The following is a 15,357-nucleotide window of genomic DNA, read 5'->3' as shown; positions in this document are numbered from 1 at the left end:
AAGTGAATTATAAGTAAATTATCTTATATATCTAGCTGTGTAACGTGTGAATTGTTGCGTATGTCGAGAAATGGTGCGGCCGTTATGAGCAATGAGAGCGCGGAGATCGTCCCGAAATTCGACCCAGGGTCGGATTGTACGATTCGAAATTCAAGGTCGTTGGCGGCTTCGCTCGTCGGACTGGTTAATTCGGGCTCCGGCGTCGAGATCGACTGTGCCGCCGTCGAGCAGGCCGACATCACCTTTGTCCAGACTATCGTCAGTGCCGAGCGCAGCTTCGGCGCGCGGAATCTGCCTTTCATCATGCTTGCGGCAACGGAGAGCGTCCGTTCCGCCTTCGGGCGCGCCGGGGTCTCGCTGCCCGGCGCATCGCCCTCCGAACCGTCCGGGAACTGATCATGGCCAATATCCTCACCGTCGACGACTCGCCGAGCGTCAGGCAGATGATCAAGCTCGTCCTCGCGCCGGCCGGACATGCCGTCGTCGAGGCCGGCGACGGTTCGGAAGGCCTCGCCAAGGCCAAGGCGCAGAGCTTCGACCTCGTCATCACCGATCTCAACATGCCGGTGATGAACGGCATGCAGATGATCAAGGCGCTGCGCGCGCTGCCCTCCTTCATGGGCGTGCCAATCGTCTTCCTGACCACGGAATCCGACGACGCCGTCAAGCAGGAGGCCAAGGCCGCCGGCGCTACGGGCTGGATCACCAAGCCGTTCAAGCCCGAGCAGCTTCTCGCGGTCGTTGCCAAGCTGGTGCGCACGTGATGGAACTCGATCCCACCGAAACCTTCCGCCAGGAAGCCGCCGACCTGCTCGACTCGCTCGAGACGGTGCTGCTCGACCTCGGCCAGACCCCGCAGGACCGTGACCTGATCGACGCCGCCTTCCGGGCGCTGCACACGATCAAGGGCTCGGGTGCGATGTTCGGCTTCGACAAGGTCGCGGCCTTCACCCATGATTTCGAGACGGCCTTCGACCTGATCCGCAAGGGCAAGATCGACGCGAACCGCGACATCGTCACGGTCTCGCTCTCGGCCAAGGACTATATCCGCACGCTGATCGACGATCCGGATTCGACCGATCCGATCATCGGCGAGGCGATCGTCGAGGAACTCCAGCGCCTGATCGGCGGCGGCTCCGCGCCGGGCAACGCTGTGCCGGTCGGCGAGCCCGATGCCGTCGAGGCGGCTGTGCCGGGTGAACCTGCCGGGGCAGGCTGGATGATCGAGATCGCTTTCGAGCCCGACATCCTGCGCAACGGCACCAATCCGCTCGTCCTGCTCGACGATCTGCGGGCGCTCGGCCCCTGCACCGTCACCGCCGATTGCGACAAGGTGCCCGAACTTGGCGCGCTCGACCCGGAAAGCTGCCTGATCACCTGGACGGTCGCGCTGCAGAGCGCCTGCTCGAAAGACGAGATCGAGGATGTCTTCATGTTCGTCCGTGACGAGATGAAGCTCGTCATCACGGCGCTCGAAGAACCGGCCGCGCCGCTCTTTGCCGCGCTCGACATGTCGATGCCGGAGATGGCGCCAGAACCCGCCGCGGCCGCGCCTGTGCCGGTTGCGGCGCCCGAACGCGCAGCCGCCCCGGCCTCACCGGAGAAGGCCGAGCTCAACCGCCGCGCCGAGGACAAGGGCTCGACCGTCCGCGTCCAGGCCGAGCGTCTCGACGAGCTGATGGACCGCGTCGGCGAGCTCGTCATCGCCCAGGCGCGCCTCAGTCAGATCGCCCATTCCGGCACAGACCTCGCGATCAAGGCGATCGCCGAGGAGATCGAGCGCCTGGCCTCGGGGCTCCGCGACTCGACCATGGGCGTGCGCATGGTGCCGATGGGTTCGCTCTTCGGCCGCTTCCGCCGCCTCGTCCACGACCTCTCGCGCGATCTCGGCAAGCCTGTCGACTTCGTCACGGTCGGCGAGGACACCGAGATGGACAAGACCATGATCGAGCGCCTCGCCGATCCGCTGGTCCACCTCATCCGCAACGCCATCGACCACGGCATCGAGAGCGCCGACCGGCGCGGCCGGACGGCGAAGTCGGCGACCGGCCGCATCGAGCTCGCCGCGCGCTATGTCGGTGCGCAGGTGCTGGTCACGGTGCAGGACGACGGCGCCGGCCTCGACACCGCCCGCATTCGCGCCAAGGCCGAGGAGAACGGGCTGATCCAGCCGGGCGCCAGCCTGAGCGAGCACGACATCCACCAGTTCCTGTTCCATCCCGGCTTCTCGACGGCGAAGACCATTTCGGCGCTGTCGGGCCGGGGCGTCGGCATGGACGTGGTCAAGCGCACCATCGAGGCGATGCGCGGCACCATCGACCTGACCACGATCCCGGGCCACGGCTCCTCCGTGACGCTGCGCCTGCCGCTGACGCTCGCCATCATCGACGGACTGCTGATCCGCGTCGGCGAGGGTCGCTACATCATCCCGCTCTCGGCCGTCGAGGAATGCATCGAGCTGACGGCGGCCGACGAGGCCCGCGCCAAGGGCCGCAGTTTCCTGAATGTCCGCGGCGAGCTCGTGCCCTTCCTGCGCCTGCGCGACCTGTTCGACGCCGAGGGGCAGCCCGACCCCCACCAGAAGGTGATCGTGACCTCGATCGGCGACACCCGTGTCGGCCTCGTCGTCGACCAGATCATCGGCAGCCACCAGACCGTGATCAAGTCGCTGTCCAAGCTCCATTCCGACGTCACCATGTTCTCGGGCGCCACCATCCTCGGCGATGGCTCGGCCGCGCTGATCATGGACGTCGCCCAGCTCGTGACGCTTGGCCAGGCGCGGGCCGAGAGCGACAGAACGCCGGAGGCCGCGTGATGAACCAGGCTCAGATGCAAACGACTCCAGGGCAGGGCGCCACAGGGCTGCCTCCGGCGATCGAGACCCGTCTCCAGGTGCTGATGGTCGGGCTCGGCAACGAGATCTTCGCCATAGAGACCGATATGGTCCGCGAGATCATCGATCCGGTTCCGGTGACGCGTGTCGCCGGCGCCCGTGCCTTCCTGCCCGCGCTGATCAATGTCCGCGGCAACGTCATCCCGCTCGCTGATCTGCGCATCCGCTTCGGCATGACGAAGACGCAGGCGACGGCCGATACCCGCATCGTCGTCGTCGAGGTCGAGATCGAGGGCGACCCCGTCACCCTCGGGCTCCTCGCCGACAGGGTCTACGAGGTCACCGAGGTCTCGACCCGGCACGCCCAGCAGACGCCGCGTCTCGGCAGCCATTGGCGCCCGGAATTCATCCGCTTCATCACCAAGTGGAACGACGAATTCGTCATCGTTCCGGACATGGCCCGGATCCTGGGCTGAACTCGTTTCGATACTGGGGGGTACGACGATGCGTTTTACCATCAAGGCCAAGCTCGGCGTGACATTCGGCGTCATCATCGCATTGTCGATGGCTGCCGGCGGCGTCGCCTTTTACGAGTTGACGGAAGTCGCCCGCGCCGAGGTCGAGATCGTCGATCAGGGCAAGCGCATCAGCAAGGTCGCCGCGCTGCAGCACGAATTGCAGACGCAGATCCGCGCCGAGAAGACCCTCCTCCTGTCGAGAACCGACAAGGACATCGAGACCGCGGCCAGCGAGGTCGCGGGCATGCGCCAGCACGTCACCAAGCTCGCCGGCGATATCCAGGCCGCAGCGAGCGTCGAGGGCCGGCGCCTGATGGACACCGCCATCGCCCGCGCGAAGACACTCAACGATCTTCAGGACGAGACGATCCGCAACGCCAAGCTCAACTCCGGCGACCACGCCATGGCGATCTGGCGCTCGGAGGGCGCTGCGGTCGTGTCCGGCCAGTCGGCCGCTTTCGATGCGATCCTCGGCGAACTCGACAAGGTCTCGGGCTCGGTGCCGCATCTGGCGGCGGCCCGCCTGGTCCTCACGGCGCGCTTCGAGGCCGCCCGCACGCTGCGCATGATCGTCGAGACCTTCAGCGCGAACTCCATGGCCGAACTGGATGAACGCCGCCGCGTCGCTATCACCGAGATCGCTGCCGGCAAGCACGCGCTGGAGGCGGCTGTCGCCGCGCTCAAATCGCTCGGCATCCCCGCACAGGGGCTGGAGGCTGCGACGGAGAAGCTGTTCGTGCTGAGCGCGCGCGTCCTCGACATCGCCAAGGAGGGCGGCAGCATCAAGGCGATCGAGATCAGCCGCGGCGAAGGGCAGAAGGCGCTGACGGCGACCATCGCTGGCTTCGATGCCTACGCCTCCCTGGCCGAAAAGCAGATGAGCGAGATCGGCACGAATGCGATCGAGGCGGCCAGCTTCGCTAAGACCCTGCTGATCAGCATGGTTCTCGCCTCGCTTCTGATCGCCGTCGCTGCTGCGACCTGGATCGCCATCAGCATCAGCCGCGGTCTCGCCGGCGCCGTCGGCCTCGCCAATGCGGTTGCGGCCGGAGACCTGACCCGCACCGTCGAGGCGAAGACCAATGACGAGGTCGGCGATCTCGTGGCGGCCCTGAACGGCACCGTCGAGAAGCTGCGCCAGGTCGTTGGAGACGCCCTCCAGGCTGCGGAGAACGTCTCGTCGGGTTCTCAGGAGCTGTCTGCGAGCGCTGAGCAGTTGTCTCAGGGTTCGACGGAGCAGGCCTCGTCGACGGAGGAAGCCTCGTCCTCGATGGAGGAGATGGCGGCGAATGTGAAGCAGAACGCCGAGAACGCGGCGACGACCGAGAAGATGGCGGGCCAGTCGGCCAAGGATGCGGAAGCGTCGGGCATCGCGGTCGGCAAGGCTGTCGACGCGATGCAGACGATCGCGGCCAAGATCAACATCGTCCAGGAGATCGCCCGCCAGACCGACCTGCTGGCGCTGAACGCGGCGGTTGAAGCGGCGCGGGCCGGCGAGCACGGCAAGGGCTTCGCGGTGGTGGCGTCCGAGGTGCGCAAGCTCGCCGAGCGCAGCCAAGCGGCCGCCGCCGAGATCGGCACGCTCTCGACCGACACGGTGAAGGTGGCGCAGGAGGCCGGCGCGATGCTGGCGAAGCTCGTGCCCGACATCAAGAAGACGGCCGAACTGGTCGAGGAGATCACGGCGGCCTGCCGCGAGCAGGATGTGGGCTCGACGCAGATCAACCAGGCGATCCAGCAGCTCGACAAGGTCACGCAGCAGAACGCGGCGGCCTCCGAGCAGGTCTCGGCCACCTCCGAGGAGCTCGCAGCCCAGGCCGAGCAGCTCCAGACCACCATCGCCTTCTTCCGGATCGACGAGGCTCCGGTGGCGGTGGTTGCCCCGCCGATCGAGCGTGCGCTCGGCCAGCTCAAGGCCAAGGCGGCGCAGATGAAGGTCGCTGCAGTGCCCAAGAAGTCCAAGCCCGCCCCGGCTCGCGCCGCCAAGGGCTCCAAGGGAGGGTTTGCCTTCGATCTCGACGATGCCGAAGACGATCGCGACAGCCAGTTCCGCCGCGCGTCCTGAACTCTGCCTGCCCTCGCTGGGGAGCGGCCAAAGCCCCTCCCCACATCTCAAAACACCCCATCGTGAGTTAAGTCATGCGTTTCACCATCAAGGCCAAACTGGCCGCCGCCTTTGGAGTCGTCATCGTCCTGTCGACGGTCGCCGGCGGCTTGTCGTACCAGCAATTGTCCAACATGACGGAAACGCAGAGCACATTGATCCGCTGGACCAATCGGCTCGACCTGATTGGTGACGTCAGGACTTTCTTCAACCGGTCGATCCGGGCCGAGAAGAACGCGGTAATGGCGTCGTCCGACAAGGAGATCGCCACCCATGTCGAGACCGCCGCCAATGCGCGCGCCGAGGCCCTGAAGGTTCGCGACCGGCTCCAGGCCAATGCGGACGAGGCCGGCAAGCGTCGCTGGGACGTCATGGCGCCGAAGCTCGCGCGCTTCGCCACGGTGCAGGACCAGATCCTCGGCTTCGCCAAGCAGAACTCCAGCGCTCGCGCCTTCGATCTCTGGACCAGCGAGACGAACCCCCGCATCGCGAACATCACGGCCACGACGAATGCGATGCTCGCCGACCTCGTCAAGCCGGGCTCTTCGCCGGCGGCGCTCGCGGCTGCCTACGAATTCCAGAATGCCCGCCTCGAATGGCTGCGCCTGACCCGCACCGCGACCCAGCTCTTCGGCGCCGCAACCACGGAAGACGTCCAGCGCCTGAGCAAGGCGACCATGGACCAGATCCAGACCGTGCGCGTCGCCCTCGCCAAGACGGCCGGACCGATCGCAGAGGCTGGCACCTCCACCGAGAAGACGCTGGCAGCCTTCTCAAGCGCTCTGGAATCGATCACCAGGGTCGCGCAGATCGCCGCGGAGGCCGGTTCGATCCGCGCCGCCAACATGTCCATGGGTGAAGGCACCGTCGCGGTCTCCGAGATGATGGCCCTGCTCGACGAATATACCGACTATATCAAGGGCGCGGCTGCCGAGGCCGCCAAGGAAGCCGCGGACGGCGCTGCCTTTGCCCGCACGCTGCTGATCTCGATCGTGCTCGGCACACTGCTGATCGCCATCGCCGCCGCCACCTGGATCGCGCTCAACATCAGTCGCGGCCTCGCCAGCGCCGTCGGTCTCGCCAATGCGGTTGCCATTGGCGACCTCAGCCAGACCATCGCGGTGAAGAGCAATGACGAGATCGGCGATCTCGTCGCCTCGCTCAACACCATGACGGCCAACCTCAACGCCACCGCCGCCGTGGCTGATGCGATCGCCAATGGCGACCTGACGGTCGAGGCCCGCCGCCTCTCCGACAAGGACACGCTCGGCATCGCGCTCGAGAACATGCTGGAGAAGCTGCGCACCATCGTCACCCAGGCGATCCAGGCTGCGGAGAACGTCTCGTCGGGTTCTCAGGAGCTGTCTGCGAGCGCTGAGCAGTTGTCTCAGGGTTCGACGGAGCAGGCCTCGTCGACGGAGGAAGCCTCGTCCTCGATGGAGGAGATGGCGGCGAATGTGAAGCAGAACGCCGAGAACGCGGCGACGACCGAGAAGATGGCGGGCCAGTCGGCCAAGGATGCGGAAGCGTCGGGCATCGCGGTCGGCAAGGCTGTCGACGCGATGCAGACGATCGCGGCCAAGATCAACATCGTCCAGGAGATCGCCCGCCAGACCGACCTGCTGGCGCTGAACGCGGCGGTTGAAGCGGCCCGCGCCGGCGAGCACGGCAAGGGCTTCGCGGTGGTGGCGTCCGAAGTGCGCAAGCTCGCCGAGCGCAGCCAGGCGGCGGCCGCCGAGATCGGCACGCTCTCGACCGATACGGTGAAGGTGGCGCAGGAGGCCGGCGCGATGCTGGCCAAGCTGGTGCCCGACATCAAGAAGACGGCCGAACTGGTCGAGGAGATCACGGCGGCCTGCCGCGAGCAGGATGTCGGCTCGACGCAGATCAACCAGGCGATCCAGCAGCTCGACAAGGTCACGCAGCAGAACGCGGCGGCCTCCGAGCAGGTCTCGGCCACCTCCGAGGAACTCGCAGCCCAGGCCGAGCAGCTCCAGTCCACCATCGCCTTCTTCCGCCTCGACGATCACGGCCATGCGCCGGCCGTCCAGCCGGCCGCGGTCGACAAGGCGGTCAAGCAGCTCCGCGGCAAGGCGACGAGCATGGCTGCGGCCATCCAGCCGAAGAAGGCGCCGGCCCGCCCCGCCAGGAAGGTCGCCAATGGCGGCTTCGCCTTCGACATGGACGGCGGCGAGGACCAGCACGACGCCGCCTTCCATCGCAACTGACGAGGCTAAGCCCGGCTCCGCGAGATGCGGGGCCGGGCCGCTTCGGTCCAGGCTGCGGCCTGCCGCTCTCACCGCGAGGTCATCATGGCTGATACCGCCCAATATCTGACGCTCGGCATCGACCAGGAGCTGTTCGGCATCGACATCCGCAATGTGCGGGAAATTCTCGACATGCGGCCGATCTCGAAGCTGCCGCATGCGCCGAACTTCCTGCTCGGCATGATCGATGTCCGCGGCGCCGGCTATCCGATCGTCGATCTGCGCACCAAGCTCGGTCTTCCGCGCGCGGAGGCGACCGATGCCACCCGGATCATCATCCTCGACGTGCCGGTCAAGGGCCGCACGCTCGGCGTCGGCTTCGTCGCCGACCGCGTCTTCGAGGTGACGGGGCTGGACGACGACCATACCGAAGCCGCGCCCGATGTCGGTGGCCGCTGGCAGTCGAACTACATCGCCGGCATCGGCCGCAAGGGCGAGGCTTTCATCGTCGTGTTCGACCTCGAGCGCCTGATGGAATCCGACGACCTGCCGATGCTTGCCGCGATGGCACCGGAACAGGCGGCCTGAGCCGATGAAGCCGTCATTGCCCGAAACCTACGACCATCTTGCCGACAAGCACTTCGTCGCCATCGCGAAGGTCATCGAGACGCGCGTCGGCATCAAGCTGCCGCAGACCAAGCGCACCATGGTGGAGGGCAGGCTGCGCAAGCGCGTGCGAGCCCTCAGCCTGTCGGGGCTCCATGCCTATGGGGCGCATCTGTTCGAGCGCGGCGGGCTCGATGACGAGCTGGTCCATCTGATCGACTGCGTCACGACCAACAAGACCGACTTCTTCCGCGAGCCGAGCCATTTCGAATTCCTGCGCGACGTCGCCGTGCCGCAGCTCACGCAGCGCCATGGCGGGCGCCTGCCGAATCTGAAGGTCTGGAGTGCTGCGTCCTCGACCGGCGCGGAGGCCTACACGGCCGCGATGGTGCTGCAGGATCTGGTCGCTGCCGGCAAGGTCGCGCGCTTCTCGATCCTGGGCACGGATATCTCGACCGAGGTGCTGCGCGAGGCGCGCTCGGCGATCTATCCGCGCGACTTCGTCGCCCCGGTGCCGGCGCCGATGCAGCAGCGCTACCTGATGCGCTCGAAGGACCCCCGCGACGATGTCGTCCGGATCACGCCGGAGCTCCGCCGGCAGGTCAATTTCGAACGGCTCAACCTGATGGACGATGCCTATCCCTTCGACCGAGACGTCGACGTGATCTTCTGCCGCAATGTGCTGATCTATTTCGACAAGCCGACCCAGCAGGCGGTGCTGTCGCGGCTCGCCTCGCATCTGCGCCCGGGTGGCTATCTGATGCTCGGCCATTCGGAATCGATGGCCGGATCCGGCGTGGGCGGGCTGCAATCGATCGTGCCGACGGTCTATCAGGCCGGTACGGCCGCCATGGGGAGATCGGCAGCATGAGCCGCAAGCCCATCCGGGTTCTCATCGTCGACGATTCCGCCTCGGTGCGTCAGGTCCTCAGCTCGATCCTGAGCGAGGACCCCGACATCGAGATCATGGGTACGGCCGCCGATGCCTTCGCCGCCGCGCGCCGCCTGCAGAACGAGCTGCCCGATGTCATGATTCTCGACATCGAGATGCCGGGCATGGACGGGCTGACCTTCCTGCGCAAGATCATGGCGCAGCGTCCGATCCCCGTGATCATCTGCTCGACCCTGACCGAAGCCGGTTCCAAGGCGCTGTTCGATGCGCTCGAGGCCGGCGCGGTCGATGTCCTGCCGAAGCCGCGCATCGACACTCGCCTGGCGCTGATGGAGACAGCCGACCGGCTTCGCCATGCGGTGAGGGCGGCCTCGCAGGCCAAGCTGCGGCCGCGCGAGCCGCGCATGCAGATCGAGAAGAAGCTGACGGCGGACGCGATCCTGCCGCCGCCGGTGCTCGGCCGCGTCCGGCATGCGACGGACCGGATCGTCTGCATCGGCATCTCGACGGGCGGCACCGAAACCCTGCGCGAGGTCCTCGAGCAATTGCCGGCCAACTGCCCTGGCATCGCCATCGTCCAGCACATGCCGGAGAAGTTCACGCTCGCCTTCGCGCGGCGCCTCAACGGCATCTGTGCGATGGAGATCAAGGAGGCCGAGGACGGTGACGAGGTCTCGACCGGCCGCGTCCTGATCGCGCCGGGCAACCGTCACATGTTGCTGCAGCGTGTCGGCCAGCAATACCGCATCGCGATCAAGGACGGCCCGCATGTCTCGCGCCACCGTCCCTCTGTCGACGTGCTTTTCCGCTCGGCGGCGCAATATGCCGGCGCCAACGCGCTCGGCATCATCATGACCGGCATGGGCGACGACGGCGCGCGCGGCCTGCTCGAGATGCGCAAGGCCGGCGCCCGCACGCTGGCGCAAGACGCCGAGAGCTGTGTCGTCTTCGGCATGCCGAAGGAGGCGATCGATCTCGGCGCCGCCGAACGGATCGTCAAGCTCTCGCGTGTACCGCAGGAGATCATGGCGTGGCCCCAGGCGACGGTCGTGGCAGGGGGCGAGAATGCGCGCAGCGTTTGACATCGACGGCGGCTTGGGCGGGGTTGCGATGAGCGGGAACGACCCGGGCCTGTCGCGGCTGGTCAAGGCGCTGGAAAGCAGTGCCCGCGAGATCGACGTCACGTTTGCCAGGGCCGGCAGCCAGCTCGGCGAGGGGCTGGGGCTGTTCGAGGGGCTGAAGGAACGGCTCTCGACGCTCTCCGCCGAGCTCTCCGGCGACGAGATCGCCCGGGCTGGCACGACGCTCTCCGGCCTCGCGGGCGAACTGCGCGCGATCAATGACGGCCTGCATGACGAGACCGGCGTGCTGCAGGCTCTCGCCACGCACAGCAAGGACGCTTCCCAGGCCCTCGAGCGCCTGCTCGAACATATGCGGCTGATCACGATCCTGGCCCGCAGTGCCCGCATCGAGGCGGTTTCGGTGCAGGCCGCCGGCCGCGACTTCGGCGATTTCACCAGCGAGATCGTCGCCCTCACCACCCAGGCCCAGCGCACCATCCAGAACTGCGCTCGCGACCACGACCATCTCAGCGCCCTGCTCGGTTCGGCGCTGGCGGCACAACGCGATTTCGAGGGCCGCTACGGCCAGGCTCTGTCGGGGCTTGCCGGCAATCTGGAGCAGACGCTGGCCGCGGTCGCGGAGCGCCAGCAGCGCAGCGTTTCCCTGACGAGCAGCGCCGCGCTCCATTCCGGCAAGATCGCGATGGCGGCCGGCGGGGCGATCATCGCCCTCCAATCGGGCGACAGCATCCGCCAGAGGCTGGAGCATGTCATCGCGGCGTTGCGTTTGCTGGCTGCGGTCAGTGGTGGCACGGGGCCGGGTGCTGATCTCGATGCCGAGGAGCGCGGCGCAGCCGGTCTCGTGCTGCGCCGGTTGCAGGCGGCGCAGCTGGACGAGAGCGCGCAGACGCTCGCCCAGGACGCGGATGCGATCGAATCCGCGCTCGCCTTGCTCGCCGGCGACACCGCCGGACTGCTCGATCTCGTGCGCTCGCTGTATCAGGGCGACAGCGGCCGCTCCGGCTCCTTCCTCGCCGATCTCGAAGCGGAGCTCGCCCAGGCCTCCGACCTTCTGGGCAAATGCGACCGGGCGCGGTCGGGTGTCGACCGTGTCACGGATGCGCTCTCGACCGTCCTGGAAACCTGCCAGGAGACCGTCGCGGGGCTCGCCGGCACGGTCTCCAACATCGTGCTGATCGGCATGAATGCGGGCCTGCGTGCGGCGCGCATCGGCACCGGCGGGCGCAGTCTCGTCGTCATCGCGCAGGAACTCAAATTCGCGGCCGATCAGGTCGCGAGCGATGCCGCGCAACTGACCCCGACCTTCGCCGAGATGCAGCAGGCCTCGGCTGGGCTGAAGCGCGGCGGGCGGCTCGACGCGGCGCATTTCGCCGCTCTCGACGAGGCGATGCGCGGCTCGCTGGCCGCGATGCGCCAGACCGGGGACCGGCTCGGCGCCACGCTGGGCCAGCTCACCCGTGAGGGTGGCGGCTTCGGCACTGTCGTGGCCGAGGCACGGCTGTCCTTTTCCAATGCGGGTGCGATGAGCGACCTGATCGCTTCGGGCGCCGTCGAACTTGCACGCTCCGTCGCCGATCGCGAGATGCCGGACCGGGCCGGTCTGGCCGAGCGCCTGCGCGGTTTCGTCGACCAGCATGTCTGGCCGAACTACACCATGGTGGGCGAGCGCGCGATCCACCAGGCCGTGGCCGGGCTGCTCCTGCCGGCCGGGGCCGGTGGCGCCACGCCGGCGGTCGTCGTCCAGGCTGCCGCGGACGATCTCGACGACATCCTGTTCTGAAATGTCGTCCACGAAGGCGCTCGCGGCCCTCGTAAGGGGCCCGCGACGACCTTTCGCCTTGCTGGAGGGGGATTAAATCAAGTTCCGAGGGGTTGTGGATAGACAAAACGCTGTATTCGCCGTAATGGCGATTCTGTACTAGACAGCAATATCCTCTCGTCTCTCGATCGGAACGCACGATGCCAGACAATAACGAAGAGCTTCTCGATCTGACGACCTCGATCGTGTCCGCTTATGTCGCCCGCAACAATGTCCCGCGCGCCGACCTCGCCGAACTGATCGGGAGTGTTCACGCATCGCTCGCCAAGCTCGGTGGAGAGCCCGAGGCGCCGGCCGCCGCGCCGCTGGTTCCGGCCGTGTCGATCCGCAAATCCGTGACCCCGGACGCGATCATCTGCCTCGAGGACGGCAAGTCGTTCAAGTCGCTGAAGCGTCACCTGAGCAGCAAGTATGATCTGACGCCTGAGCAGTATCGCGCGAAATGGGGTCTCCCGGCCGATTACCCGATGGTCGCTCCGGCTTACGCAGAGGCACGCTCGGCATTGGCCAAGTCGATGGGGCTGGGCCGCAAGGCCGCCGCTCCCGAGCCTGCTGCGAAGCCGAAGCGCGCTCCCCGCGCTAAGGCCTGAAGCCCAAACGGCCTGACGTTTCCCGGTTCCTCGGAGCCGCTGCGTCATCACGGGCTTGACCCGGGATGACGCAGCGCTTCGCTGAAAGCGCGAAGAGCCGCCACGCGGCAGATCTTCGCACGCGTCAGCGTTAGCCGGCGGGGGACAGCAGGCGCTTGTTCAGCATGCAGTGCACGCCCTTGTGCTGGTTCACTGTTTGGGTGACGCGCAGATCGGCCGCCATCGAGCACAGGCCATAGGCCTGCTCGCGCGTGATGCCAGTGCGCTCGACGATCAGTACGATCATGTCGCGCAACGCTTTTTCGGCGCAGCGGTCGAGATCGGGGTCCATGCCGCAGGTGATGACATGGGTCGGCGTCTCGGCGCGCGGATAGGTGAAGCGCAGATCCTTGCGGACGGTCAGCCGGAAGCTGCCTGACAGGGCGGTCTCGATCGCGGTGACGTTGACCTCGCCATCGCCCTGCACGCCATGGCCGTCGCCGACCGAGAACAGCGCGCCGGGAACGAAGACCGGCAAGTAGAGCGTCGTTCCGGCGACCAGCTCCTTGTTGTCGAGGTTGCCGCCGAAGGCGCGCGGGATGATCGAGGTGCAGCGCCCCCATTCCGGCGGCGGGGCGACACCCATCACACCGAAGAACGGAGCCAGCGGCAGTTCCAGCCCCCAGGGCATCGTCCCCACCATCCGCTTTGCGTCGAGCGGGATGTTCATCAGGTGGAAGTGGGGGAAGTCGTCCGGCAGCGTGCCGGCAAGCGGCCGGTTGAGGTTATAGCCCCAGTCCTGGCGGAGCGAGACCGCCTCGATGTCGATCTGCAGCACGTCGCCAGGCTCTGCGCCTTCCACCGCGACGGCCCCGGTCAGGATATGCGGCCCGAAGGGCGGCCCCTTCTGCGCGGCGTGGATCGCAAGCAGTTCCGGCGGAACATGGAAGCCTGCCGGTGGCAGCACCTCGACTGTGCCGCTGACGGATTCGATCGTTACCGTCTCCCCGCTGGCGATCGTCAGGGCAGGCGGGACGCGCGCATCGAAATAGCCCCAATGGCAGGTTTCGGGCGAGGGCTTCAGGTGATGTGACATGAGCGATCCGTGGCCAGGGAGGCGTCAGGATGGGGTGCGCCCGCTGTCCCTGTCGAGTGCAAATCCGGACTGCCCGAATGCGGCGGCGAGCGACCTCGCCGGACCGGCGCGGTTCTTGCCCCGGGCCTTCCATTACGGCAGCCTTTCATTCAGGCCGCTGTCTATCCCGGCTTGCCCGTTCGACGGAGAACAACCCTTGCGCCAGATCACTGCCGGACAGGCCTTCGACGCGCGCCGGAGCCTGTCGGATGTCACCCTCACGCTGGCCGGGGACCGGATCGCCTCGCTCTCGCCCGCCACGGCCACGGCGCAAGACGACGTCGTGGTTCTGCCCGCCCTTGTCAACGCCCATGACCACGCCCGCTCGATCAGGACGAGTTCGGTCGGCGGCTTCGGCAAGCCGCTCGAACTCTGGCTGCATCGGCTTCCGCTGTTTGCACCCGTAGACCCCTATCTCGCGACGTTGGCGCCGCTCGGCCGCGCCGCGCTCGGCGGGCAGGGCGCGGTGATGATCCACCATGTCCGGCCGATGGGCCTGACCGACCTGCCCACCGAGGCAGCTGCGATGGCGCGCGCCGCCCGCGATGTCGGTGTCCGCATCGCCTTCGGCGTCGGCATGCGCGACCAGAACCCACTGGTCTATGGCGACCACGGTCCGGTGCTGGCGGAACTCGACCCCGTCACCCGCGCCGAGATCGAGACGCGCTATCTCGCGCCGATGTTGCCCATCGCCGAGCAGATCGCCCGTGTTGATGCGGTCGCGGATGCCATCGCCGGCCCGATGGTCGATGTGCAATATGCGCCGAATGGCCCGCAATGGGGCTCGGATGCGCTCTGGGAAGCGATCGCCGAGGCCTCGGCCCGTACCGGGCGCCGCGTCACCACCCATCTCTTCGAGACGAAATACCAGCGTGACTGGGCCGATCGCACCTATCCGGGTGGACTCGTCAAGCGCTGGAAGGAGATCGGCCTGCTCTCGCCCCGCCTGACGCTGGCCCATTGCGTCTGGGCCCGTCCCGATGAGCTCGAGATGATCGCGGAGGCCGGCTGCATCATCGCCAGCAACACCTCGTCCAACCTCGCTCTGCGCTCCGGCCTCGCGCCCGTCGCCGAAATGGTCCGGCGCGGCTGCAAGGTCGCGCTCGGTGTCGACGGACAGGCCTTCGACGAGGATGACGACGCACTGCGCGAACTGCGCCTGCTCTGGTCGCTGCATGGCGGCTGGGGCTTCGACACCGAGCTCTTGCCCCGCGATGTCCTCGCCATGGCACTGGAGAACGGCCGCATCGCGCTGGGCGCGCCGGCGGGCGGACAGCTCGCGGAAGGGCAGGCGGCCGATCTGCTGATCCTCGACCGTGCGGCGCTCGACGATGATGCGCTGACGCCGGTCGATCCGCTCGATCTGCTGTTCGCCCGCGCCAGCCGCCGCCATATCCGCGAGCTGATCGTCGCCGGCCGCAGCATCGTCAGCCAGGGCCGCGTGCAGGGCGTCGATCTCGACGCGGTGCATGACGAATTGCGTGGCATCTACCGGGCCGGAATCGAGGAACGCGCTGGCCTCGCAGCCGCCCTGCCGCCGCTGGAGAACGCGGTGCGCCGGTACTACCTCTCCCGCCTCGGCTGCTGCTGAG

At 67.3% G+C, this 15,357-nt stretch carries 13 protein-coding genes; 12 read left to right on the top strand and 1 reads right to left on the bottom strand.

The features are described from left to right. Positions 1-60: 60 nt before the first annotated feature. From C8D03_RS05775 to C8D03_RS05725, 11 genes are all read left to right on the top strand, one after another. Complete coding sequence (locus C8D03_RS05775) at positions 61-396, top strand: STAS domain-containing protein (protein WP_108045406.1); 336 nt, start codon at positions 61-63, stop codon at positions 394-396. A 2-nt stretch (positions 397-398) separates the two neighbouring features. Further along, entirely contained in the window at positions 399-764 is a 366-nt protein-coding gene (locus C8D03_RS05770) for a response regulator (RefSeq protein ID WP_108045405.1), read from the top strand. Next, entirely contained in the window at positions 761-2,815 is a 2,055-nt protein-coding gene (locus tag C8D03_RS05765) for a chemotaxis protein CheA (RefSeq protein WP_108045404.1), read from the top strand. Before C8D03_RS05770 ends, C8D03_RS05765 begins: the two co-directional genes overlap by 4 nt. 14 nt (positions 2,816-2,829) lie before the next feature. Further along, positions 2,830-3,309 carry a chemotaxis protein CheW gene (locus C8D03_RS05760; protein WP_248308364.1) on the top strand — a complete coding sequence of 160 codons (480 nt, stop codon included), beginning with the start codon at positions 2,830-2,832 and terminating at the stop codon, positions 3,307-3,309. Positions 3,310-3,337: 28 nt separating this feature from the next. Beyond that, positions 3,338-5,416 carry a methyl-accepting chemotaxis protein gene (locus C8D03_RS05755; protein ID WP_108045403.1) on the top strand — a complete coding sequence of 693 codons (2,079 nt, stop codon included), beginning with the start codon at positions 3,338-3,340 and terminating at the stop codon, positions 5,414-5,416. Between the two features lie 74 nt (positions 5,417-5,490). Continuing rightward, positions 5,491-7,683 carry a HAMP domain-containing methyl-accepting chemotaxis protein gene (locus C8D03_RS05750; RefSeq protein WP_108045402.1) on the top strand — a complete coding sequence of 731 codons (2,193 nt, stop codon included), beginning with the start codon at positions 5,491-5,493 and terminating at the stop codon, positions 7,681-7,683. A gap of 84 nt (positions 7,684-7,767) precedes the next feature. After that, on the top strand, positions 7,768-8,250 hold the full coding sequence (locus tag C8D03_RS05745; protein WP_108051252.1) for a chemotaxis protein CheW: 483 nt from the start codon (positions 7,768-7,770) through the stop codon (positions 8,248-8,250). A gap of 4 nt (positions 8,251-8,254) precedes the next feature. Beyond that, entirely contained in the window at positions 8,255-9,139 is an 885-nt protein-coding gene (locus C8D03_RS05740; RefSeq protein ID WP_108045401.1) for a CheR family methyltransferase, read from the top strand. Next, on the top strand, positions 9,136-10,242 hold the full coding sequence (locus C8D03_RS05735) for a protein-glutamate methylesterase/protein-glutamine glutaminase (RefSeq protein ID WP_108045400.1): 1,107 nt from the start codon (positions 9,136-9,138) through the stop codon (positions 10,240-10,242). The genes C8D03_RS05740 and C8D03_RS05735 overlap by 4 nt, the downstream gene beginning before the upstream one ends. 28 nt (positions 10,243-10,270) lie before the next feature. Further along, entirely contained in the window at positions 10,271-12,022 is a 1,752-nt protein-coding gene (locus tag C8D03_RS26395; RefSeq protein WP_181300704.1) for a hypothetical protein, read from the top strand. 179 nt (positions 12,023-12,201) lie between these two features. Beyond that, positions 12,202-12,651 (top strand): Ros/MucR family transcriptional regulator, encoded by a 450-nt coding sequence (locus C8D03_RS05725; protein WP_108045399.1) that lies wholly within the window; start codon positions 12,202-12,204, stop codon positions 12,649-12,651. Between the two features lie 130 nt (positions 12,652-12,781). Here C8D03_RS05725 and C8D03_RS05720 read toward each other — a convergent pair whose 3' ends face one another. Next, positions 12,782-13,726, bottom strand: a complete 945-nt coding sequence (locus C8D03_RS05720) for an acetamidase/formamidase family protein (protein WP_108045398.1) — start codon at positions 13,724-13,726, stop codon at positions 12,782-12,784. A gap of 196 nt (positions 13,727-13,922) precedes the next feature. On the opposite strand from C8D03_RS05720, the gene C8D03_RS05715 reads away from it, so the two are divergent. Further along, positions 13,923-15,356 (top strand): amidohydrolase family protein, encoded by a 1,434-nt coding sequence (locus tag C8D03_RS05715; protein ID WP_181300702.1) that lies wholly within the window; start codon positions 13,923-13,925, stop codon positions 15,354-15,356. Position 15,357 lies beyond the last annotated feature (1 nt).

The organism is Bosea sp. 124 (genome assembly GCF_003046175.1).
Lineage (GTDB): Bacteria > Pseudomonadota > Alphaproteobacteria > Rhizobiales > Beijerinckiaceae > Allobosea.
This window is presented reverse-complemented; position numbering and strand designations above follow the sequence as displayed.